Below are 23,144 nucleotides of genomic sequence, written 5' to 3'. Positions count from 1 at the left end.
TAACGTTATAAAGCCGATAGGACTAATTAGTCGAAAATTAAAGAAGTACAATTATAAGCACTATGACTAAGGACTTAGAACATGTGATGGTATCCATGGAATATAATTCATAATTAGTACATTTGATAAAGCAGTAGCAAAGTGTGGTAATATTAAACAAGCATGTGCTGAAACTGTAAGCTACTAAAACCATATCCTGCTGTCTTGCACTCGATCAAAGAAGTACTTTGCTAATTCCAGCTCATGGCCTACCATTTAACGATTCTTTAAAATCTCATAGGTTATCTAATTTTAGCTGACGACTACATATAGATGGAGTTGTGAAATTAAGATTAATGTCGGAGACATCAATCAGCTGGAATAGAGTAAATATCAATTTAAAATATAACTTATTAAATGATAGACCCTTCACTACTATAGTGTTAATAATATCTAATAAATCAACTTTACCTCGATAGGTCAAAAAAGCCCTACATGCTAATATTTATATAGCATGTAGGGCTTAGTTATGAGGTTTAATTTTCTTAGGTGATGCTGTTAATGTCAGGGTTTGATGTTGAGATTTGAGATATGCTCAAATCTTCTCACGCTTATAAATGAAGCCTTCTTCATCGTAAATTTGATAAGTGACATCTAATAGCGTTTCCAGTAATTCAGACTTATCGAAATGCCTGACACTCATCACAATTGGCGAAGTTAGTATCCCCTCTTCAAATGGTATATAGGTTATCTCTTGATGACGTAAATGCTCAAGTGTCTTTGGTACGATAGTCAACCCCTCACCTGCTGCTACCAACCCTAGGGCGATATGCAGTTCACGTACCTCCATAAAATAATTCGCTTTCAAATTGCGAGTTTCAAACAAGTCTAATACATAATCAATAAAGCTGGGGCGCGGTGCTGTTGGATACAGTAGTAAGTTTTCGTTTGTTAGATCAATAAGGCTCAAACTTTTGCATTTTTCTTTTGATAAGGGGTGCTCAATAGGAACGGCAACCACTAAATCTTCCTCCCTAAGCACCATTCGCCTAATAGAAGCATCTTCAAATAACAACCTGCCAAAACCTACATCTATCTTGCCTTCTGTCAATGCCTGCGTTTGCTGCCAAGAGTTTAGCTCATACAGCTTAATCTCGATATTTGGATGAACTTCTCTGAAACGGGATATTACTCTCGGCAATATGCCATACAATATAGATGACACAAAGCCTATCGAAAGCGAATTATCGAAACTTCCTTTACGGATAGTCATGGTACGCAGGTCGTCTGATTTTTTTAAAATTTGAATGGCATGATCATAAAAAAACTCACCTGCCTCAGTGAGCTTCAAGGGTCGATGCTCCCTATCGATAAGCGTAACGCCAATCTCTTCTTCTAATTGTTTTATCTGCCGGCTAAGTGGTGGCTGTGAGATATACAAACGAGCAGCTGCCTTATTAAAGCTTTTTTCTTCTGCCACGGCTACGAAATAGCGTAAATGCCTGAGTTCCATTCTTCTTCCTTGATTGACTTTCTGTTGCTTCTATCCTAAGTCGTTCTAATTTCTTCCCTTTTATCTATCACCTGCTTCACATACAGAATATCCATACCTAAAGAACATAACATACTACCTACCTTTCAATAAAATACCTAAAAAGTATTAAAATAAGACTAAATAGGTCTTAGACATGTCGATATTTAACACCTATAGTTCTTATTAAGCATAAGGAAGCCAAAATTTTATACTAAGGACAGATATGATTCGTTCAATTAATACTTTACTAGTACCAATACCTACTATTCGAGCGCATAAACTGGCTTGTACCGTGATGAATGAACAAGTATTGGTTCTGGTACATATCCAAACCGAAGATGGCTACGAAGGTTGGGGCGAAGCAACGACGATTGGCGGTTTAAGTTATGCTGAAGAAAGTCCTCATAGTATCAAAACCAATATCGATACTTACTTTACCCCTCTCTTGATGAAAGAGAAGCCTACAAGCACAGCAAAAGCAATGCAGCTATTGAACACCCACATCAACGGCAATCGTTTTGCAAAATGCGCGATTGAAACTGCTCTACTCGACATCGAAGGCAAAAGACTCAACTTACCTATCAGCGAGCTCATCGGTGGTCGCATCCGTGATCGTATCGAAGTAGCATGGACGCTTGCTAGCGGAAATACTGATACCGATATCGCTGAAGCTCATCAAATGATTGAACAAAGAAAACATCGAATTTTCAAATTGAAAATAGGCAGCAACCCTATTCTTGATGATGTTGCCCACGTGTTGGCTATTAAACAAGCTTTACCCGATTGCCGCATCACCGTTGATGTTAATCAAGCATGGACAGAGCTTGAAGCTATGAAAGGTATTAGTCTGTTGCAGGACGGCGGCGTTGATTTGATCGAGCAACCAGTATCGATGCGTAATAAATCAGCGTTAAAGCGTTTAGCTGAACACTTCGACGTGGCTATTATGGCTGATGAAGTTGTGCAAGATCCATATAATGCGTTTCAATTGGCAGCGGATCATTGTGCCGATGTCTTTGCTGTAAAAATCAATCAAGCTGGTGGATTAAAAGCCGCCTGCCTTATCGGACAAATGGCACATCTAGCAGGTATCGAGCTTTATGGCGGGACGATGCTAGAAGGACCCATTGGTACTGCTGCATCAGCGCATGTGTTCTCTACTTATCCTAGTCTGAACTTTGACACGGAGCTTTTTGGTCCGTTGCTACTAACAGAGGATATTTTAGCTCAACCGCTTGATTATCAAAATTTTGGTTTAATTATTCCAACCGGTGCTGGCTTAGGTATCGAGGTAGATAGCGACAAAGTATATCACTATGCCAGACAAGCAAATTTATCATCCTCAAATCCTATATCGTTAGGAACTTACGTAAGCGACTCTCACGCTGGGGCTTGATAGTGCTTTGCCAAAAGCTCCGTAAAATAAATGCTGATATAGACCAAATATCAGCCATATGACTAACCATAAAATATAAGGACATAATTATGTTATATCACGTCAGAATGGATGTGTTGTTACCGACAGATATGAATGCTGATCAAGTTAATGAACTTAAGCAAGCTGAAAAAGCGCTATCACACAAACTGCAGGAACAAGGTAAGTGGCGTCATATTTGGCGCTTAGCAGGAGAGTATTCTAACTTTAGTATTTTCGATGTCGAAAGTAATGAAGAACTACACGACATTATGATGTCGCTACCACTTTACCCTTATATGAAAGTCGAGGTCACCCCTCTACTTCGTCATCCTTCTTCTATTCGCGATGTTGGTAGTTAGTGCCTTATAACGCTATTACTAGATTTCATTATTACCTTTGATGTTGATCAAATAATAGCGCCTTAACCCATTTTTTAATAATTATTGGTCTATACCAGATCAACGGAGACCTGTTGCCAAAAATAAGTATTAGATGAATAAAATTTGAGTAAGAGTACTAGATATAACTACCTTTTAAATAGTCCTCAACAAGGAGAGAGACATGGAACGCAGCCAAATTGAAGCATTAGCCACTCAGTTCATCAAAGGTAAAATTGACTTTCCTGAACAAGTTAATCCACGTATACAAGCTATTGTCTTACGTATCGTAACCGACCTCATGCAGACCATCAATGATTTGAAAATCACGGCCGATGAATATTGGTCTGGGGTTGAGTTCATTGGTGACTTGGGTAAAGAAGCAGGATTACTCTCCCCTGGTCTTGGTTTTGATCATTTTATGGATTTGATGATTGAAGAAGATCTCAAAGCAGCTGGTCTTGATGGTGGCACTGTACGTACGATCGAAGGCCCTCTTTATGTTGCTGGAGCCCCAGAAGAAAAAGGTTTTGCCCGTTTAGATGACGGCACTGATATTGAGAATGGTACCGTTTTATTCATGCAAGGAGGCGTCTACGACGAAAACGGCCAGCCTTTACCAAACGCCAAGGTTGAAGTCTGGCATGCCGACAGCTTAGGTAACTATTCTTTCTTTGATGAGTCTCAATCTTCTTTTAATCTACGACGTACCATCATTACTGATGAAAACGGCAACTATGCATTCCGTAGCATTGTGCCACTCGGTTATGCAGTACCGCCAGAAGGCATGACTCAAAAGGTCTTAGGCGCGCTAGGACGTCATGGTCATCGTCCAGCACACATTCATTTTTTCGCTAGTGCAGACGGTTATCGTAAACTAACTACCCAAATCAATATCGACGGTGATGAGTACCTATGGGATGACTTTGCCTTTGCTAGTCGTGAAGGATTAGTCCCCAAAGTAAATATGGTAGAAGATGCTGACAAGTTAAAAGAGCATGGTCTGAACAAGCCTTATGCCAGTATCGACTTTGACTTTCACTTAGTAAAAGACATCGATAAGCCAGTACAGGGCAGTGAAGTTGAACGCCGTCGTGCGCAAGCTTAGTTGTTGAATATCCCTAGCTACTGTTAGCAACTACTAAATATTATAAATTTTCGCTTGATATGCATGCAGTTGGCGTATCAAGCGTCATACCCCAACATCGTTTAACACCGTTATTTACAAGGAAGACAGCCATGAGCGAGCGTATTAATCTAATACCTGAAGGATCAGATATCGCTATCGATGATTTTTTAGAAGAAAATGCAGAAAAAGGAATTTATCGCCTACATCGCAGTGCCTTTACCAATGAAGAGCTTTTTGAGCTTGAAATGAAGCATATCTTTGAAAGCAATTGGGTTTATCTGGCTCATGAGACTCAAATCCCTGATAACAACGATTATTATACAACATACATCGGCCGCCAGCCGGTCATCGTTGCGCGTAATAAAGAAGGTGAACTGCATTGTATGATCAATGCCTGCTCTCATCGAGGCGCTCAATTATGCCGTCATAAGAAAGGCAATAAGGCAACTTATACGTGCCCCTTTCACGGTTGGACTTATAACAACTCTGGCAAGCTACTTAAAGTTAAAGATCCACGCGGCGCAGGTTACCCTGAAGCTTTTAATAAAGACGGCTCTCATGATCTAAAGCAAGTCAAACTTGCCAATTACAAAGGCTTCTTGTTTGCTAGTCTTAAAGATGACGTCGAACCGATTGAAGACTGGCTTGGCGGATCAACCAAAATTCTTGACATGATTGTCAATCAATCACCAGAAGGCCTAGAAGTACTACGCGGCACCTCAACCTATACCTTTGATGGTAACTGGAAGCTACAAGCTGAAAATGGTGCTGATGGCTACCATGTTTCAGCTGTCCATTGGAACTATGCTGCGACAACAGCACGTCGCAAAGAGCAAGAAGCAAAAAAAGAAGACAACATCAAAGCCATGAATGCTGGCAAATGGGGTCGTCAAGGTGGCGGATTCTATTCTTTTGAGAACGGTCATTTACTACTCTGGACTCAATGGGAGAACCCGCAAGATCGTCCTAATTTTGCGTATCGCGATGACTATGTTGCCCAGTATGGTGAAGCAATGGCCGACTGGATGATTGGACGCTCGCGTAACTTATGCTTATATCCAAACGTGTATATCATGGATCAATTTAGCTCGCAAATCCGTATGCTGCGTCCAATAGCCGTTGATAAAACTGAAGTCACTATCTGGTGTATCGCACCGAAAGGCGAAAGTGATGAAGCACGTACTCGCCGTATCCGTCAGTACGAAGACTTCTTTAACGTAACTGGTATGGCAACACCAGATGACTTAGAAGAATTCCGCTCATGCCAGCAAGGCTATAACGGCATTAAGCTCGAATGGAACGACATGTGTCGTGGTTCCGAGCACTGGATAGAAGGCGCTGACGAAGGTGCAAAAGCCATCGACCTGAAGCCTTTGTTAAGCGGAGCTAAGACTGAAGATGAAGGATTGTATACCGTGCAACATCGATATTGGCATGAAGAGATGAAAAAAGCCCTAGAGCAAGAACAGCAGCTACATGGCGCAGGCTAATATTAGCTACCTACTTAGACCAGTAACTTGCTAGTTATTGCAGGACGAACAAATATAAAAGGATATCGCTAATGAAAAATGCAACGGTTAATATCGAAGATGTGCGTCAGTTTCTGTACCGTGAAGCACGATTGCTTGATGAAAAAAAATGGGAAGAATGGCTGGCTTGTTATGACGAAGAATGTCCGTTTTGGATGCCTAGTTGGGATGATGATGGCGAGCTAATAAACAACCCGCAACGCGAAATATCTCTGATTTATTACCCTGATCGTCGCGGGCTTGAAGATCGAATTTTCCGTATCGAGACTGAGCGTTCTTCTGCAACCATTCCTGATACTCGCACCACGCATAACTTATCTAATATCGAATTACTTGAAGATAATAACGGCATTGTTAGCGTCCGATTTAACTGGATCAATAAGTCTTATCGTTATCATGAGACCAATACTTACTGGGGATTCTCTAAATACAAAATAGACATGAATCAAGCTAGCCCAAAGATTTTGGACAAATACATCGTATTAAAAGATGATTACGTACACCAAATTATGGATGTATATCACGTCTAGAGTTCGCATGATTTTATTTATGCTTTCCAGCTAGTACAAATAATTAAATTTAAAAATAGCTTGTTGGTAATTTATAAAGTATCAACGAGCCAACCAAAAATATAGTGATGTTAGTCAGTAGCCATATATTGAAAAAGGATGTTTCTCATGGAATACAACATAGCTCTACAGTTTGAAGATGGTGTCACGGGATTTATCAAATGTGAAGATGATGAAACCGTTGCCGAAGCTGCTTATCGCCAAAAATATAATATCCCTGTGGACTGTTTAGATGGCGCATGCGGTACCTGCCGTTGTCATTGTGAGTCGGGCAGCTATGACATGCATCCTGATATGTATATTGAAGAGGCGCTGACCGAAACCGAAGCTAATGATGGCTACGTCTTGACCTGTCAAATGATTCCTGAAAGCGACTGTGTCATTAAAGTGCCAACCTCATCAGAAGCCTGCAAAGTTAGTAAGTCTGTGTTCAAAGGTAAGCTACAGCAGCTAAATGTATTGTCAGAATCCACCATTCACTTCGGCGTCGAAGTGAGCAATCCAGATGCCTTAGTATTTTTACCTGGGCAGTATGTCAACATTACTATCCCTGACTCTGATGAGACACGTTCCTACTCTTTTAGCTCAATGCCTAGTACCAATCAGGCTGAATTTGTCATCCGTAACATTCCAAATGGCAAGATGAGTACCTTTTTATCTGATGTTGCCAAGCTAGGTCAAGATATTGATTTTGAAGGACCGTTTGGTAGTTTCTATTTACGTCCTATCGTACGCCCTACTGTATTTTTAGCTGGTGGTACAGGTATCGCACCCTTTTTATCGATGCTAAAAAGCTTAGAAATATCGGGTGCTCATCATCCTGTCAAGATGGTCTACGGTGTTACTAATGATGCTGATTTGATAGAGATTGAAAAACTGGAAGAAGTGAAGAAAAACCACGATTGGTTTGACTATTATACCTGTGTAGCAAGCGAGGAAAGCGGCCATGAGCGCAAAGGCTATGTAACCAGCCATGTTGAAGCTGATTGGCTAAATGATGGTGATGTTGATGTCTATCTGTGTGGTCCTCTGGCGATGGTCGATGCCGTTAGTAATTGGTTAGATACAAGTAGCCTCAAACCTAGCAATTTTTATTATGAAAAGTTCACACCTAGTGAGCAGTAATATAGCTCAAACAATACAGCGATAGAATACTTTTCTCTAGGAGACAGCAATGAGTAAGCGTTTTGATAATAAAGTATGTGTCGTAACGGGTGCCGCACAAGGTATCGGTCGCGGGGTCGCATTACGCTTAGCAAATGAGGGTGGCAAGATAGTCATGGCAGACGTCTCACCTTTGGTAGAAGACGTGTTAGCAGAAATCACTACAAATGGCGGGCATGCGACGACCATTCAAGCTGATCTTGAGACTTATCAAGGGGCACAGGATGTTATCGGTAAAGCACTTGATACCTACGGTCGTATTGACATATTGGTCAATAATGTAGGCGGTGCAATATGGATGAAACCATTCATCAGTTTCTCTGAGATAGAGATTGAAAAAGAAATTAGTCGCTCACTATTTCCAACATTATGGTGTTGCCATGCAGTATTGCCATCGATGATCAAACAACAATCTGGCACTATCGTTAATGTTTCCTCCATCGCAACGCGTGGTATCAACCGTATACCCTACTCAACTGCAAAAGGCGGTGTAAACGCCATGACTGCATCACTTGCTTTTGAACATGCAAGTGATGGAATTCGCGTTAATGCAGTGGCAACGGGTGGTACTGAAGCCCCGCCTAGAAAGATTCCACGTAATACAAAGCCTTTAACTGATGAAGAGAAAGGCTGGATGAACGCAGTTGTTGATCAAACCATCGACAGCACATTTGTGAAACGTTACGGCACAATAGATGAACAAGTCAATGCCATCGCATTTTTGGCTTCTGATGAATCTTCCTATATCACTGGAAGCACTATCCCTGTAGGCGGTGGTGACGCAGGCTAATCTCTCTCGTCAGGTTATTAAGTAGCATAGCTTTGAACAGAGAATTATCTAATCGCTGCTGATTTGCAAGGAAGCAATATGGCAAACGTAATACACACATTGAAAGATGACTGGTCAATCTCTGCCACCGTAGCAGGTTTTTTGGCCGTACTGATTTCTTATGCTGGCCCCTTAATTATCTTTTTTCAGGCAGCACAAGCAGCGCAGGTGTCAGAAGCGATGATGGCATCATGGATTTGGGGGGTGTCTATAGGTGCCGCTGTCTCAGGTATTTATTTATCCATTAAGTATAAAACCCCTATTATTACCGCTTGGTCAGCGCCTGGTACCGCACTATTGGTAACCGTCTTTCCGAATATGAGTATTAATGAAGCGATAGCCGCTTATATCGTATCAGGGATTGTGATTTTTTTAGTAGGTGCAACTGGCTCTTTTGACAAAATTTTAAGATGGATTCCTAATGGTATCGCTGCCGGTATGATGGCAGGCATCCTGTTTCAATTCGGCTTAGAGTTATTTGTAGCAACCAATACGATGCCGTTTATCGTGTTTAGCATGCTTGGCTGTTACTTAGTGGCCAAACGATTTTCACCGCGCTATACCATGATTTGGGTACTGCTATGCGGTGTCATTTTGAGTGTTCTATTGGGGAAAATGAACCCTGTCGATATAGATTTAGCCATTACCATACCTACTGTGATATGGCCTGAGTGGACATGGAATGCCGTATTCAATCTTGCTGTTCCACTCATTCTTGTCAGCTTAACTGGACAGTTTTTACCTGGTATGGCGATTCTTAATCTTAGTGGTTATGACACACCAGCCAAGCCTATCGTCAGTATTACAAGCCTAGCTTCGTTAGCAGTCGCCTGTGTAGGGGGTATTACGATTGTCCTAGCAGCAATCACCGCAGCACTTTGTACTGGTAAGGATGCCCATGAATTAAAAGAGAAACGCTACATAGCAGGTGTAGCAAACGGTATTTTTTATCTATTAGGGGGACTACTTGCCGGTAGCATCGTGATGGTATTTAGCTTGCTGCCCAAAGAGCTAGTTGCAGCATTAGCCGGTCTTGCACTTATCGGTGCTATTTCTACCAACATTACTATAGCAATGAAAGATGACTCTCAAAGAGATGCAGCGCTAATCACTTTTTTAGCAACAGCATCTGGTATGAGTTTTCTTGGATTAAGCTCTGTTTTTTGGGGCATTCTTATCGGCATGATTGCTTACTATGTTTTAAGCAAAAAACGATTATTACCTCTATTTTCATAAGCAAAAATATACGTCATTTTTATCAATAGAACAGCCCAAACGACAAGACAGTCTCGAAGATGCATAAAACTTAAGTCTCGCAATACCTAATATTACTTTTGTATAGGACATAAACATGATTAATAAAGCTGAAAAAAATATCACGGATGTACTTAGCCAAATTAAAGATGGCGCCACTATTATGATTGGTGGTTTTGGAACTGCAGGGCAACCAGCTGAACTCATTGATGGCCTTATCAATTTAGGTGTTAAAAACCTTGTCATTATTAATAATAATGCTGGAAACGGTGATCATGGTCTTGCCAGATTATTAAAAACGGGCGCGGTACGTAAAATCATTTGTTCTTTTCCTCGTCAATCAGACTCATGGGTATTCGATGAGCTTTATCATGCAGGAAAAATTGATCTGGAATTAGTACCACAAGGTAATTTGGCTTGCCGTATTCAAGCGGCAGGCATGGGGCTTGGAGCCGTATATACACCAACAGGGTTCGGCACTCTACTCGCAGAAGGCAAAGAAACTCGTCATATCGATGGCAAAGACTATGTCTTGGAATATCCAATTAAAGCTGATTTCGCCTTAATAAAAGCAAACAAGGGTGATCGTTGGGGTAACTTAGTTTACCGAAAATCTGCACGTAACTTTGGTCCAATTATGGCAATGGCAGCTGACGTGACTATCGCTCAAGTCTCTCAAACAGTTGATCTAGGTGAGCTTGATCCTGAGCACGTTATTACACCAGGCATTTTTGTGCAGCACGTGGTGCAAGTCCAACCTGCTAGCACTAGTACTGAACTTTCTGATACTGCAGCGTAGCCACCGCTAAATACTGCCAATTATAAGGAGCGTCATCATGAGCCATACCTCTTACAGCGTTTTGACCCGTGACCAAATAGCCGAACGAGCTGCACAAGACATTCCAGATGGAGCCTATGTCAATTTAGGCATCGGACTACCGACTAAAATCGCACAATATTTATCTAATGATAAAGACGTATTTTTGCATTCAGAAAACGGCTTATTAGCTTTTGGTCCATCACCTGCCAAAGGTGAAGAAGATCCCGAACTGATTAATGCTGGAAAGGAATACGTTACTATGCTCGATGGCGGTAGCTACTTTCATCATGGTGACTCTTTTGCCATGATGCGCGGTGGCCATATCGACATTTGCGTGTTGGGTGCGTTTCAAGTAGCTGCTAATGGTGATTTAGCCAATTGGAGTACTGGTGCAGAGGATGCGATACCCGCTGTTGGAGGTGCTATGGACTTAGCCGTCGGCGCCAAAAAAGTTTTTGTAATGACCAATCACATCACCAAAACTGGGGATCCTAAAATCGTCAGCGAACTTACCTACCCTGTGACTGGGAAAAATTGCGTAGATCGGATTTATACTGACTTATGCGTCATTGATGTCACTGATAAAGGACTGCTAGTCACTGAAATGGTCGATGGTATGAGCTTTTTGGACTTGCAAGAATTGACTGGTGCAATGTTAATTGACGCTACTCAATAAAAACAGGTCTTACTCAAAACTTCAAACAACCAAAAATTCAGGATAATCGCCATGACTGATTCAACTGTCTATTTAAACGATGCTTATATTATCGATGCCATTCGCACTCCTTTTGGTCGTTACGGCGGCGGTCTAGCACCTGTACGTGCAGACGATTTAGGCGCTATCCCTATCAAGGCGCTAATCGAACGTAATACTAATGTCGATTGGGTAAAAGTAGATGACGTCATCTACGGCTGTGCTAATCAAAGCGGTGAAGACAACCGTAACGTCGGACGTATGTCGTCATTGCTAGCCGGCCTACCTTATCAAGTGCCTGCAACTACTGTTAATCGCTTGTGCGGCTCGTCGATGGATGCGTTAGCGATAGCGGCGCGTGCGATTAAAGCCGGTGAAGCTCATCTAATTATCGCAGGTGGTGTTGAGAGCATGAGCCGTGCACCATTTGTAATGGGTAAATCAGACAAATCCTTTGGTCGTAGCCAAAATCTTGAAGATACCACCATGGGTTGGCGCTTTATCAATCCAAAACTTGATGAGCTATATGGAACAGAAACCATGCCTCAAACGGCTGAAAATGTTGCAGAGCAATTTAATGTCAATCGAGCTGACCAAGATGCATTTGCATTACGTAGCCAACAACGTACTAAAGCGGCGCAAGAGTCTGGATTCTTCAAAGATGAGATTACCCCTGTCGTCATCCCACAACGTAAAGGCGAGCCTGTCACCATCGATACTGATGAGCATCCTCGTGCTGATACTACACTTGAGAAGTTGACCAAATTACGCCCTATCGTCACCGCAGATGGCACAGTAACCGCTGGAAATGCTTCTGGAATCAATGATGGCGCAGCAGCCTTCCTAGTAGCGTCAGAGCAAGCGATTAAAGAATTCAATTTGAAGCCACGTGCACGTATCGTGGCCTCAACTACGGTAGGCGTTGAGCCACGTATTATGGGCTTTGCCCCAGCACCAGCGATGAAAAAGCTACTAGCGCAAACTGGCCTGTCACTTGATGATATGGATGTCGTTGAGTTAAACGAAGCCTTTGCATCGCAATCATTAGCCTGTACTCGTGATTTAGGTCTGCCTGACGATAGCGCACGTGTCAATCCGAATGGCGGTGCGATTGCCCTTGGTCATCCACTCGGTGCATCAGGTGCACGTTTGATCTTAACCGCTCTCAATCAGCTTGAAAAAACAAGTAAGCGTTATGCCATCTGCTCAATGTGTATCGGTGTTGGACAAGGCATCGCAATGATTATTGAGCGTGTTGAGAGCTGATTAATCGTTCAAAATAAGATAGACACCCAGCTCAATAAGTCAAAAAGAAGACCTTAATCACCCGACAGTTAAAACAAGGACGTTCATCATGCCTGTATTTGAAAATAAAGGTGTCACGCTAAACTATACCACCTTTGGAGATAGCAGCAACCCTACCCTAATATTCTCCAACTCTTTAGGTACTAGCTATCATATGTGGCAACCACAAATCGATACCTTACAAGCCGATTACTTTATCATCTGCTATGACACTCGTGGCCATGGTAAATCATCAGCACCCAGAGGTCCTTATAATTTAAACCAGCTTGGGCAAGATGTGATTGATTTGTTAGATCACCTGCATCTTGATAAGGTGTTTTTTTGTGGCATTTCTATGGGCGGCATGACAGGTCAATGGTTAGCTATCAATCACCCTGACCGCTTCCACCACTTGATGTTATGTAATACTGCAGCGAAAATTGGTAACGAAATAGCATGGACGGAGCGTTCAAAATTGGTACGTGAGCAAGGTCTAGCTCCTATCGCGGCTACAGCTGCTCCACGTTGGTTCACAGCAGATTTTATCGATCATTACCCAGATGTAGTCGCGGCATTTTCTAGCGCTCTTGCGGCTGGCAGTGCAGAGGGCTACGCAAGCTGCTGCGAGGCGTTATCTATCGCTGATACTCGCAAGCAGTTAAAAGATATTCGTGTACCAATTACAGTGTTGGCAGGCATTGAAGACCCGGTGACGACCGTTGCCGATGGTCAATACATGGTTGATCATATACCTAACGCTACGCTTGCGACTATCGAAGCCTCTCATATCTCAAATATTGAACAACCTGAAGTATTTAATGAGTATGTTAGATATTACCTACAATAACGCCAGTAAATGCTTTTAAAAAACACATTTATTAGCCTTGATTAATTAGGCTAATTTAATCTATTTATCTTACATTTTTAATCATCTATATATTTTTTTAGTATATGGATGATTTTCTGCGCATCCAGTATTTTTATATTAGAAATCAATGAAAATTTTTGGTGTTAGTTGTCTTACATACACTCACTGCAAGCATCATTCTTCGTATCTAATACTTTATAAGAGTACTCACTCCTCTAATTAAGATGAAGGCCAACATTATTTCAATAAAGTGTTATATGGAAAGATATACCTTTTAGGTATCGATTAATACCTAGATAGTTTTTGACTTAGCACCTGTAAAACCCTAACTTGTAAAGCACGTATAAGGATATCATCAACGGAGAATATGAATGGAATCTCAAACCTTAAACATCAATAAAGTTATTGATGAAGCCAAATTTTCACCTTTTCATTGGAAAGTCCTGTTTTGGTGCTTATTGATTATTATCTTTGACGGCTACGACCTCATTATTTACGGCGTGGCTCTCCCACTACTTATGGAAGAGTGGTCGTTAACTTCGGTACAAGCAGGTTTTCTTGCTAGCGCAGCACTATTCGGCATGATGTTTGGCGCCATGATTTTTGGCACTTTATCTGACAAGATCGGTCGTAAAAAAACAATTATGATCTGTGTCGCTCTATTCAGTAGCTTTACTTTCTTTGGTGCTTTCGCTAGTGGGCCTATGCAGTTTGCGGCTTTACGCTTCATTGCAGGTCTAGGTATTGGCGGCGTGATGCCAATCTGCGTGGCACTAACATCTGAATACGCACCGAAACGTATGCGTAGTACTTTAGTCGCTATTATGTTCAGTGGTTATGCAATTGGTGGTATGACGTCAGCATTATTAGGATCTTTTTTGGTTCTAGATTTTGGCTGGGAAATTATGTTTTATATTGCGGGCATTCCTACTTTACTATTGCCAATTATATGGAAGATGCTACCTGAATCCTTGATGTATTTGGTCAAAGAAAATCGAGAAGACGAAGCTAAAAATATCGTTCAAAAATTGGCTCCTCAAGAAAAAGTTACACCCTCTACCACTTTAGTACTGGACGAACCCACCAAAGGTGATGATGCCCCAATTAAAGCGTTATTTCTGAATAGACGTGGATTCACTACTATTATGTTTTGGATCGCATTTTTTATGTGTTTGCTGATGGTTTACGCTTTAGCAAGCTGGTTACCAAAGCTAATGATTCAAGCCGGTTACTCGCTAGGTGCTAGTATGCTATTTCTATTTGCACTTAATATTGGTGGGATGATTGGGGCTATTGGCGGTGGCGTACTGGCCGATAAGTTTCATTTAAAACCTGTATTGACTATTATGTTTGTCGCTGGTGCCGTGGCACTAATACTACTTGGCTACAATAGTCCTCAAGTTGTACTGTATACCCTTATTGCGATTGCTGGCGCTACCACTATCGGCTCACAAATTCTGCTCTATACTTTTGTGGCTCAATATTATCCTACCGCTGTACGTACGACGGCTATGGGTTGGGCATCAGGTATTGGGCGTATTGGTGCTATCGTAGGTCCAATCCTAACTGGTGCGCTACTCACCTTAGAGCTGACCCATCAGATGAACTTCTTATTTATTGCTATACCAGGTATTATCGCAGCCATCGCTATCTTCTTAGTGAATCTTACTGCAGCAGTGGACAGTAAACATGGTAGCGTGACACCAGCTACTTTAGATAGACCTATAGCAACCTAGGTCTGAGTCAGACTTTACTTTCGTTCAGATATTCTTTTCTTATAATTATCAGTGTTGAGCGTACTCACAATGTGGGTACGCTTTTTTGATACTTTGAATGAAAGATTAGTCCTCTGCTGTTCATCACTTAAAAGTTTCATTTGTAGATCCTTACTTTTCAAAGAACTGCTAATACTATTGATTTTGATACTCTGAATTTATTGATATAGTCTAATCCAAATAAAACTGGAACAACCCATATCATGAAAGAGTTTAGGTGATACTGTTAGTATTAGGATTTGTGAAAAACCTGTATTTAAGCTACCTCATTAAGAACTTCCAATAAATTGAAGGTACTTTTTTATTGCTCATTATGTTTTACCAATATATAAAAAATAATGAAAATTTTATGATTACATTATTATGCACTGGTATGTAAACAACCCCTTAGAATTAAAGATATTAAAAAAGACGCTAGCCTTTCGGGTTAGCGTCTTTTTATTTGGGTTAAGCGTTTAGCATGCTTCTCACATATCAAAAATCTTACCACGGTTCATGATATTGTTTGGATCGAAGACTTTTTTGACTTCCTTTAGGTACTCAATCTCAGTCTCGCTACGGCTATAGTGCAAGTACGGCTTCTTAGTCATACCAACCCCATGCTCAGCAGACACTGAACCACCATATTTCTGTACTGTCTCAAACACATATTTATTGACGACCTGACACTCAGCAAAGAAATCATCTTTGCTCATATTCTCAGGTTTCAAGATGTTCAGATGCAAATTACCATCGCCGATATGACCGAACCAGCAAACTTCAAAGTCAGGATAGTTGCTGCTGACAATGTGATCAATCTCTTCGATAAAGGTCGGTACATGGCTTATCAGCACCGATACATCATTTTTATAAGGGGTAAATCCTGAGATGGTCTCTGAGATATACTCTCGTAGCTTCCACAGCTCTTCAGCCTGTGTGAGGTTTTGGCTCATAACCCCATCGACGACCCAGCCTTGCTCCATACAATGCTCAAATATGGCCATGGCTTTATCCATGATTGGCTCATAGGGTGCTTCAAATTCTAATAGCGTATAGAACTTGGTACGGGATTCAAACGGCTCTTGTACTTGACCATGTGCCATTAGCTTATCAATCGCTACATCGTCAAAGAACTCAAATGCCGTCAAATCAATTTGTGTTTGAAAAGCAGAGAGTACGTTCATAACGTCATTAAAGCTGTCCATACCAAGCACCATAACGTTTAAATCTTGGGGCTGACGCTCAAGTTTGATTTGTGCATGAGTGACGAGTCCAAGTGTACCTTCACTACCGATAAATAACTGGCGCAGGTCATAACCCGTGGCATTCTTTACCATACCGCGGTTGAGATGCAAGATATCACCTTTACCCGTAACAACAGTCAAGCCCATAATCCATTGACGGGTCATGCCATAACGAATGACTTTGATACCGCCAGCATTGGTACCGATATTGCCACCGATTTGACTAGAACCTGCTGAGGCAAAGTCGACAGGGTAGTATAGGTCTTTAGATTCAGCAAACTGTTGCAGCTGCTCGGTGACCACACCTGCTTCAATCTCGACCATGCGATCTGCAGGGTAAAATTGTCCGATACGGTTCATTTTATCCATGCTCACGACTATCTCGCCATTAGCCGCCACGGCACCAGCAGACAGACCAGTACGGCCGCCACTAGGTGTCAGGACGACGTTGTGCTCATTGGCAAGTAATACGATAAATTGCACTTGCTCTGTGGTCTTTGGAAAGACGATAGCAGATGCAGCTGGAGCAAAGTGCTTGGTCCAGTCTTTGCCCCAATGCTCTAAGCTTTCAGCATCAGTTTTGATTTGGCTGGCGTCGAAATCATGATCTTGTTGCAACTTTTGTATGATAATATCAACCACCCCTTGTGAGAGGTCTGAAAAATTATTCACCGGATATATTCCCTAAGATAGTAAATAAAAACGCATTAATAGCTGCCACTATTTTTATCAATAGTGAGACAGAGGTTTTGCTATTTTGAACCGACTATACGTGTTTAACACTTATGCCATCTTTTGCAAAGCAACAAAACAATCTTGCAGACTCTGAGCTTGGGTCGTCTCATACAAAGCCAATTCATCTTGAACGTGAGTACCCAGTGCTTTTTCAAACTCCTGTTGATTCGAATTTCCCTCATAACTACTTTGTTCAGTGTCACGTAGATTCGACTGAAAAATTCCTGCCGCACTCACAGGTAAAAAATCTTCGTAAACAATAGGCTCAATACGTATCACGTTTTTTTCGATCAGCTCGATAATCGCGGATTTGGACTCAGCCGTCTCCAAGCTCGTGAGTTGCAAGTCAGTATTGCTGTTATCCACTGGTTGATAATAAAAATACGCTAAACCTTCTCTATGTAGCGTTTGATAATCATCAGGGAATTCAGCAAATGTCGCCTCTAAAATCTGATAATACTGTGAGGCATTGGCTTCATTTGGGGTCACACCTAGCTTTTCACGAGCGTCACTCAGCAGTTTGTCATATAGTGCTCGACCCTTTGGCGTCAATGCCACACCGCGCTGCTCAATCTCACCAAAGCGTGCCGTATGTTGGCCTTGCTCATAGCTACTTTGTCCTGCATCGGCCAACGTATTCTTAAAGCGAACCGCTTCTTCTAGTGCCTTAAAGCTCGTTTGTCTTAATAAAATCGGGCAATTTCGTTTTGGTGGCCCTTCGATGATCGCTTTTGGCGGTATCCCTCTTGCTTGCATGCTGTGCTGTACAGTATCAATATCCAACGTTCGAGGTGTTAGGTGGTTGATATGTGGGCCTTTAAACCCGACCACATCAGCGATGAGACCATGTTGCTGCAACAGCTTTTCATACAGCGCTTTTGACACAGGGGTTTTGTCATGCCAGCGAAACGTTTCTAATGCCTCAACGACGAACTGCTGGCCTGCTTGCTTGCTCAAACCACCTTGCACTTCAAAAGACTCAATGAGCTCGATGACAGTATCAGTAAAGATATTGCGGCGGGCCAATGCTGCTACAGCCTCTTCTTTGAGCGCTTCGTTACCAATAAGATCTAAACGTAATAATGACGTAAACACTCGAAAGGGGCTTTTACTCAATGACGTTGCATCAGTCGCTCGAAATGCGGTGGAGTGTACAGGCACACCAGCTGGGGCCAAATCATAGTAGCCCACAGGATACATACCCATCACTGCAAACAATCGACGCATCATACTAAGCTCAGCAGCAGTACCCACTCTAATGGCACCGTGACGCTCCATACTGAGCCTATTCATTTCGCCAGTATGCTCAAGCTGCGCTTTGATATCAGGTTGAGCAGCTAAAACCTCTGTGTTCACGTCAGTGACCAAATCAACAAGATCGCCATATAACGGTACTTCTGCTTGATACATCGCTGACATGGCCATAGAAAACTCATGGCGAATGTCATCACTGCTCATAAAATTGTGATTACTCATAGATATTTATCCTTTTTTACATCTACGGCGGGCTTGAATCCCATTAATAATTAATCTGTATATTTAAGACCACTCGACTGGATTTTGATTAGGAATCGTACGTAATACGTCTCTTAAAATATCAAGGCCAGCTTTTAGCGTTTCAGGCTCAATGGTCAGAGGTGGTAACAATCGAATGATATGACGGTATTTACCACTTGGCATAAGCAGTAAGCCTCGCTTTCGTGCTTGGGTTAGTACGTGAGTCATCACACTAGGATGAGTTTCATATTCCGCATGACGTAGCTCAATACCACGCATCGCCCCTATACCGGTGAGACCATATAGCCAAGGAGAAACACCTTCTGCCTGCCATTGAGCGATACTTGTTTCAATTGCTTGCGCATAGTGCTTAGCAGATGCCCATATCTCATCCTCTTGCATGATGTCTATCGTGGCATTTGCCGCTGCACACGCCACTGGATTACCAGAGTACGTGCCGCCCAAACTGCCTTTAGGCAAGCCATTTATCACACTGGCCTTGCCTACGACTGCACCTAAGGGCAAGCCGCCTGCGATACTTTTGCCCAGTAGTATCATATCTGGCTCAATGCCCAAATGTGAAAAGGCAAAAGGTGAGCCAGTACGTCCATAGCCTGATTGGATCTCATCCATAATCAACAAGATACCGTGCTCATCACAAAAGGCGCGCAGATACTGAGCAAAAGAGGGCGACATTAATTGAAACCCACCCTCCCCTTGTATAGGCTCTGCGATAATCGCACCAATATTATTGATGTCAGTTTCTACTTCAAACAAACGATTTAACGCATCGATTGCCTGTTGGTCACTCACCTCGTTGTCTGGACTTGGGAAAGGAATATGGTAGACATTACTCCCCAAAGGCCCCAATCCTCGCTTGTACGGAGCAACCTTACCATTCAAGTTGACAGCAGCGAGTGTCCGTCCATGGAACCCACCATCAAACGCGATGACACCGACGCGTTGGGTTTTGAGACGGGCAATCTTTATAGCGTTTTCTGTGGCTTCCGCACCAGAATTGGTGAGCATGCCCGATAGCTCACCACTGATAGGGATGAGCTCGCACAATCGTGGCATGAAGGTTTGATAGGGAGTGTGAGCAGCTGCATTGTAGGCATAATGAATGAGCGATTGGGTTTGATTGATAATGGCCGTCACGATGTGAGGGTGGCAATGTCCAAAATTCAAGACCCCTATGCCACCCACAAAATCAATATAGCATTGGTCGTTATTGTCCCAAATTTTTGCATTTTTACCTTTGGTTAAGGTGATGGGATGCACCATCGTAAAAGCATCAGTGACGTTGTATAGCTTATCCATTAAGAGTCTCTTATCTTCCTTAAATGTGACCCTCATTTCAGCAAAACCTGATGCACTCAGCAAACGAATAATAGTTGTGCTTTCATTCCTTTTTGTCATTGTGGTAAAAAATCAAAGCTAAAACAGAAAAGATCTAAGCATAAATATATATTTAATCAATGGCTTATAAATATCCTCAACAGCTTTTATTACGGTGGATGCTTGCACTGATTACTATCGATTAGCGGTAAATATTTATCTGACCAACAAGCACGACTCGTTTTTTAACGGTTCAACCTGCCCTAGGTTTCAAGATAAGCAGATATCCAGTTTATAATGACTTTTATTCTGTGTGACTCACCAAGTGATAATGGATAAGTCATATAGTAAGCTCCTCTTCCTTTTGCAGCATAATCCCATGCGGTGACTAGCGCACCTGACTGCAACTCACGTTCTACCAAGCGTAGCGGTACCAACGCGAGACCATACCCCAATAATGCCGCTGATATACATGCCTGAAACGTATCAAAACGCGGGCCAATAAATGTATTATCAACACTGACCTCTTGTTGTTCAAAGTATTCGTACCATGCATTCAAGCGCGAACTGAGATGTAATAAGGTGTAATTTGCAATACCGCTAATGAAGATCTTTTTATCTTTTAAATAGTCAGGATGACAAACAGCCACACTATATTCATCAAACAGTTTAATCGTCTCCATCCCACCCCAGATACCCGTACCATATAAAAAAGCAATATCGACATTTTGGTCTTCAGAAAAAAACGGCCCAACCTGTTCTTTGACTTCTAAATTAATTAAAGGATACGCTTTATCAAATCCGCTCAAAGCAGGAATTAGCCAGCGTGAACAAAACGTTGGGTGCGAGACAATCCTCAGTACCTCGGTATTGTCATTATGAGACACTAAATTAGTAGTCGCTATTTCAATATGCTTCAATATATCGAGTACGTCCAAATAATAAGTCTTACCAGCAGGCGTCAATGAGATTTTTTGCGGTGTTCGATAAAACAGAGCAATATTTAGCACTTCCTCTAGCTGCGCGACTTGCTTACTAATGGCGCTTTGAGTCATATGCATCTCTTGCGCTGCATTGGTAAAACTTAAGTGTCTAGCCGCTGTCTCAAAACATTGTAAAGCTTTGGTTGAAGGATATTTTCTAAAATCTAGCGAACTGTTGGTATCCGTTTTCATAACTTTTTTTCAAATCCAAAATAGTAATTGTGGTTAGGGCCTGCTGGTATAATCCTGCTTCGCTTGCTGTGTACAAAATACTTCAAAGGCTGCAAAACCTATCCCAACCATCCTGTATCCGCTTTAAATTAATCAACTATATATTAAGTAAAGCGCCTAAGCATTCACTAAAAATAGGCGTGCATTCCTCCCTGAGTAAGAAAAAAAGGAATGCTCGCCATAATTTAATTCGCTTGTCTCAGTGATTGTTGGTGTTTAGTATCCTTACCTTAAGGAAAAATTCTAATATCATATGTCTGAAAACTGACAGCATCCGTATCAATCGAAAAAGTTTGAATCATACAGGACTGGACAATGGAATGTCTAAAATCGAAATATTCTCTTGCCCATCTCGACATATCCTTTCAAAGGTCAGTGACAGATATTGTAAATAACAGGAGATAGTAATGGGAATAATTTGGCGTTGGTATACCAGCATGTCATTCATGGTAAAAATGACGGGCGGCTTTTTAATAGGTATCTTTTTGGCACTGGTCTTAGGCGAGCATAGTAGCTTTCTATCACCGCTTGGAACCCTGTTTTTGAACTTACTAAAAATGGTCGTGATACCTCTTGTCCTTTTCTCTTTGATGGTCGCAGTCAACCATTCCAACCCTAAAGAACTCGGTCGGATAGGACTAAAAATATTCCCCTTTTATATCGTCTCGACTGGTATTGCTGTGGTCGTTGGCATTGTTTTGGCAAAAATGACCAATCCTGGTGCAGGATTTTCGTTGCCGACCGCCGTAACTATGGATACCCCTGCCCGCCCATCTTTCATTGATACCATACTGAATATGGTACCCAGTAATATTTTCCATGCTTTTGCTCAAGGTGATATTCTCGCGGTCGTATTTGTCGCGGTTATCTCTGGATTGGCTATTTTGTTCATGCGCCATTCAGCAGATGAGAAGCAACAAGAGATGGGTGATTTCTTATTCAGAATGCTCGAAGCCTGTAACGAAGTCGTCTCTAAAATACTAAACGGTATTCTATTATACGCACCGATTGGTGTATTGGGCATCACTGCCAATACCTTTGGCACACAAGGATTGGATGTCGTTATTGCGCTAGGTAAATTCATTGGTACTTCATACCTTGGCGTCATCATACTGGTGGGTGTTGTGTTCCCAATCATGTTGAAACTCTTTGGCGTGAAAGTCATTCAATTCTATAAAAACATCAAAGAAGCAGCCTTTACCTCATTTGTGACCAGCAGTAGCCTGAGCACACTACCGATTACCATTAAATGTGCAGAAAAAGCAGGTATTGGTGAGCGTGTTGCCAAACTGACATTGCCTATTGGCGCAACTGTAAACATGAATGGGACGGCATTACGTTTTGGTGTCGCTGTCATCTTTGCAGCAGAAATCATGGGGATGTCACTGTCGGTACCTGAATTGGCCACCATTGTCATCATTGGTACTATGGCCGCGATTGGTACGGCTGGTGTCCCAGGTGCTGGGTTGATTGGTATGTCTATCGTCTTTACCCAAGCGGGATTGCCCATCGAAATCGTTGCGCTCACCGCAGGTATCAATATCCTGGTCGATATGATCTTCACTTTTGGCAACGTCGTTGGTGACTTAGTGGGTGCCAAAATAGTAGATCAGACTGAGAAAAAAAGTAACTTTGGAGACTTAACTGATGCTAATTTGGGACATCAAAATGAGATGCAAAAAGTGATCGCTATTGAATAAATTTTAACTAGAAAAATTAATAATATCTGAATATATTCTAGGATTACTCACATGAGTATTATGCACATCACATAACACTCATGTCGATATTGCCGTTTGCCTATAACGCCGCTTAGAGTGTCTCAAGTTTGCAACATATCAACGCACCTTAAATAAACGGAGTAGTCGCAATAGGACTGCAAACTCAAGGTTGTATGTATAAGGTGTTTGAAAAG

Annotated in this window: 19 protein-coding genes; 14 read left to right on the top strand and 5 right to left on the bottom strand. The window is 41.9% G+C overall.

Translation table 11 applies throughout. The features are described 5' to 3' along the window. Window positions 1-574: 574 nt before the first annotated feature. Window positions 575-1,492, bottom strand: a complete 918-nt coding sequence (locus tag JMW61_RS09885; RefSeq protein ID WP_194196735.1) for a LysR family transcriptional regulator — start codon at window positions 1,490-1,492, stop codon at window positions 575-577. 244 nt (window positions 1,493-1,736) lie between these two features. Between JMW61_RS09885 and JMW61_RS09880 the strand changes: the two genes are divergently transcribed. From JMW61_RS09880 to JMW61_RS09820, 13 genes are all read left to right on the top strand, one after another. Further along, window positions 1,737-2,909, top strand: coding sequence for a muconate/chloromuconate family cycloisomerase (locus tag JMW61_RS09880; RefSeq protein WP_194196736.1), 1,173 nt, complete (start codon window positions 1,737-1,739; stop codon window positions 2,907-2,909). Between the two features lie 89 nt (window positions 2,910-2,998). Next, complete coding sequence (catC, locus tag JMW61_RS09875; protein WP_201550900.1) at window positions 2,999-3,289, top strand: muconolactone Delta-isomerase; 291 nt, start codon at window positions 2,999-3,001, stop codon at window positions 3,287-3,289. A gap of 202 nt (window positions 3,290-3,491) precedes the next feature. Beyond that, window positions 3,492-4,415: a catechol 1,2-dioxygenase gene (gene catA, locus JMW61_RS09870; protein WP_194196737.1), complete on the top strand. Its 924-nt coding sequence runs from the start codon at window positions 3,492-3,494 to the stop codon at window positions 4,413-4,415. Between the two features lie 131 nt (window positions 4,416-4,546). Continuing rightward, window positions 4,547-5,926: a benzoate 1,2-dioxygenase large subunit gene (gene benA, locus JMW61_RS09865; protein ID WP_201550898.1), complete on the top strand. Its 1,380-nt coding sequence runs from the start codon at window positions 4,547-4,549 to the stop codon at window positions 5,924-5,926. Between the two features lie 62 nt (window positions 5,927-5,988). Continuing rightward, on the top strand, window positions 5,989-6,495 hold the full coding sequence (gene benB, locus JMW61_RS09860; protein ID WP_370463018.1) for a benzoate 1,2-dioxygenase small subunit: 507 nt from the start codon (window positions 5,989-5,991) through the stop codon (window positions 6,493-6,495). A 138-nt stretch (window positions 6,496-6,633) separates the two neighbouring features. Beyond that, complete coding sequence (gene benC / locus JMW61_RS09855; RefSeq protein ID WP_265087435.1) at window positions 6,634-7,659, top strand: benzoate 1,2-dioxygenase electron transfer component BenC; 1,026 nt, start codon at window positions 6,634-6,636, stop codon at window positions 7,657-7,659. Window positions 7,660-7,708: 49 nt separating this feature from the next. Then, window positions 7,709-8,488 (top strand): 1,6-dihydroxycyclohexa-2,4-diene-1-carboxylate dehydrogenase, encoded by a 780-nt coding sequence (locus tag JMW61_RS09850; RefSeq protein WP_194196740.1) that lies wholly within the window; start codon window positions 7,709-7,711, stop codon window positions 8,486-8,488. Between the two features lie 78 nt (window positions 8,489-8,566). Next, complete coding sequence (gene benE / locus JMW61_RS09845; protein WP_201550896.1) at window positions 8,567-9,763, top strand: benzoate/H(+) symporter BenE; 1,197 nt, start codon at window positions 8,567-8,569, stop codon at window positions 9,761-9,763. A gap of 115 nt (window positions 9,764-9,878) precedes the next feature. Then, complete coding sequence (locus JMW61_RS09840; protein ID WP_194196742.1) at window positions 9,879-10,580, top strand: 3-oxoacid CoA-transferase subunit A; 702 nt, start codon at window positions 9,879-9,881, stop codon at window positions 10,578-10,580. A 37-nt stretch (window positions 10,581-10,617) separates the two neighbouring features. Further along, window positions 10,618-11,277 carry a 3-oxoacid CoA-transferase subunit B gene (locus JMW61_RS09835; RefSeq protein ID WP_194196743.1) on the top strand — a complete coding sequence of 220 codons (660 nt, stop codon included), beginning with the start codon at window positions 10,618-10,620 and terminating at the stop codon, window positions 11,275-11,277. Window positions 11,278-11,328: 51 nt separating this feature from the next. Next, window positions 11,329-12,561 (top strand): 3-oxoadipyl-CoA thiolase, encoded by a 1,233-nt coding sequence (gene pcaF / locus JMW61_RS09830; RefSeq protein ID WP_201550894.1) that lies wholly within the window; start codon window positions 11,329-11,331, stop codon window positions 12,559-12,561. 88 nt (window positions 12,562-12,649) lie between these two features. Further along, window positions 12,650-13,426: a 3-oxoadipate enol-lactonase gene (gene pcaD, locus JMW61_RS09825; RefSeq protein ID WP_194196745.1), complete on the top strand. Its 777-nt coding sequence runs from the start codon at window positions 12,650-12,652 to the stop codon at window positions 13,424-13,426. A gap of 392 nt (window positions 13,427-13,818) precedes the next feature. Then, window positions 13,819-15,183, top strand: coding sequence for an MFS transporter (locus JMW61_RS09820; protein ID WP_194196746.1), 1,365 nt, complete (start codon window positions 13,819-13,821; stop codon window positions 15,181-15,183). A gap of 506 nt (window positions 15,184-15,689) precedes the next feature. On the opposite strand, the gene JMW61_RS09815 is transcribed toward JMW61_RS09820, so the two are convergent. The 4 genes from JMW61_RS09815 to JMW61_RS09800 form a co-directional block, all read right to left on the bottom strand. Beyond that, window positions 15,690-17,087, bottom strand: coding sequence for an FAD-binding oxidoreductase (locus tag JMW61_RS09815; RefSeq protein WP_227687479.1), 1,398 nt, complete (start codon window positions 17,085-17,087; stop codon window positions 15,690-15,692). A 141-nt stretch (window positions 17,088-17,228) separates the two neighbouring features. Further along, complete coding sequence (gene hglS, locus JMW61_RS09810) at window positions 17,229-18,656, bottom strand: 2-oxoadipate dioxygenase/decarboxylase HglS (protein WP_194196748.1); 1,428 nt, start codon at window positions 18,654-18,656, stop codon at window positions 17,229-17,231. Window positions 18,657-18,719: 63 nt separating this feature from the next. Further along, window positions 18,720-19,997, bottom strand: a complete 1,278-nt coding sequence (locus tag JMW61_RS09805; protein ID WP_201550890.1) for a 2-aminoadipate transaminase — start codon at window positions 19,995-19,997, stop codon at window positions 18,720-18,722. A gap of 281 nt (window positions 19,998-20,278) precedes the next feature. Next, window positions 20,279-21,190 (bottom strand): LysR substrate-binding domain-containing protein, encoded by a 912-nt coding sequence (locus JMW61_RS09800; protein WP_194196750.1) that lies wholly within the window; start codon window positions 21,188-21,190, stop codon window positions 20,279-20,281. A gap of 446 nt (window positions 21,191-21,636) precedes the next feature. Between JMW61_RS09800 and JMW61_RS09795 the strand changes: the two genes are divergently transcribed. Continuing rightward, entirely contained in the window at window positions 21,637-22,929 is a 1,293-nt protein-coding gene (locus tag JMW61_RS09795) for a dicarboxylate/amino acid:cation symporter (RefSeq protein ID WP_201550888.1), read from the top strand. Window positions 22,930-23,144 lie beyond the last annotated feature (215 nt).

This window comes from Psychrobacter fjordensis (assembly GCF_904845995.1).
GTDB lineage: Bacteria > Pseudomonadota > Gammaproteobacteria > Pseudomonadales > Moraxellaceae > Psychrobacter > Psychrobacter fjordensis.
Note: the sequence above shows the minus strand (reverse complement) of the source record. Positions and strands in the feature narration are given on the sequence as shown.

Excerpts from the sequence above, each read along its gene's own strand:
- pcaF (WP_201550894.1), top strand. The coding sequence starts at position 11,329 with ATGACTGATTCAACTGTCTATTTAAACGATGCTTATATTATCGATGCC.
- JMW61_RS09820 (WP_194196746.1), top strand. The coding sequence starts at position 13,819 with ATGGAATCTCAAACCTTAAACATCAATAAAGTTATTGATGAAGCCAAA.
- catA (WP_194196737.1), top strand. The coding sequence starts at position 3,492 with ATGGAACGCAGCCAAATTGAAGCATTAGCCACTCAGTTCATCAAAGGT.
- benE (WP_201550896.1), top strand. The coding sequence starts at position 8,567 with ATGGCAAACGTAATACACACATTGAAAGATGACTGGTCAATCTCTGCC.
- benC (WP_265087435.1), top strand. The coding sequence starts at position 6,634 with ATGTTTCTCATGGAATACAACATAGCTCTACAGTTTGAAGATGGTGTC.
- hglS (WP_194196748.1), bottom strand. The coding sequence starts at position 18,656 with ATGAGTAATCACAATTTTATGAGCAGTGATGACATTCGCCATGAGTTT.
- JMW61_RS09800 (WP_194196750.1), bottom strand. The coding sequence starts at position 21,190 with ATGAAAACGGATACCAACAGTTCGCTAGATTTTAGAAAATATCCTTCA.
- catC (WP_201550900.1), top strand. The coding sequence starts at position 2,999 with ATGTTATATCACGTCAGAATGGATGTGTTGTTACCGACAGATATGAAT.
- JMW61_RS09835 (WP_194196743.1), top strand. The coding sequence starts at position 10,618 with ATGAGCCATACCTCTTACAGCGTTTTGACCCGTGACCAAATAGCCGAA.
- pcaD (WP_194196745.1), top strand. The coding sequence starts at position 12,650 with ATGCCTGTATTTGAAAATAAAGGTGTCACGCTAAACTATACCACCTTT.
- JMW61_RS09805 (WP_201550890.1), bottom strand. The coding sequence starts at position 19,997 with ATGGATAAGCTATACAACGTCACTGATGCTTTTACGATGGTGCATCCC.
- JMW61_RS09840 (WP_194196742.1), top strand. The coding sequence starts at position 9,879 with ATGATTAATAAAGCTGAAAAAAATATCACGGATGTACTTAGCCAAATT.
- JMW61_RS09885 (WP_194196735.1), bottom strand. The coding sequence starts at position 1,492 with ATGGAACTCAGGCATTTACGCTATTTCGTAGCCGTGGCAGAAGAAAAA.
- JMW61_RS09850 (WP_194196740.1), top strand. The coding sequence starts at position 7,709 with ATGAGTAAGCGTTTTGATAATAAAGTATGTGTCGTAACGGGTGCCGCA.
- JMW61_RS09795 (WP_201550888.1), top strand. The coding sequence starts at position 21,637 with ATGGGAATAATTTGGCGTTGGTATACCAGCATGTCATTCATGGTAAAA.
- benA (WP_201550898.1), top strand. The coding sequence starts at position 4,547 with ATGAGCGAGCGTATTAATCTAATACCTGAAGGATCAGATATCGCTATC.
- JMW61_RS09880 (WP_194196736.1), top strand. The coding sequence starts at position 1,737 with ATGATTCGTTCAATTAATACTTTACTAGTACCAATACCTACTATTCGA.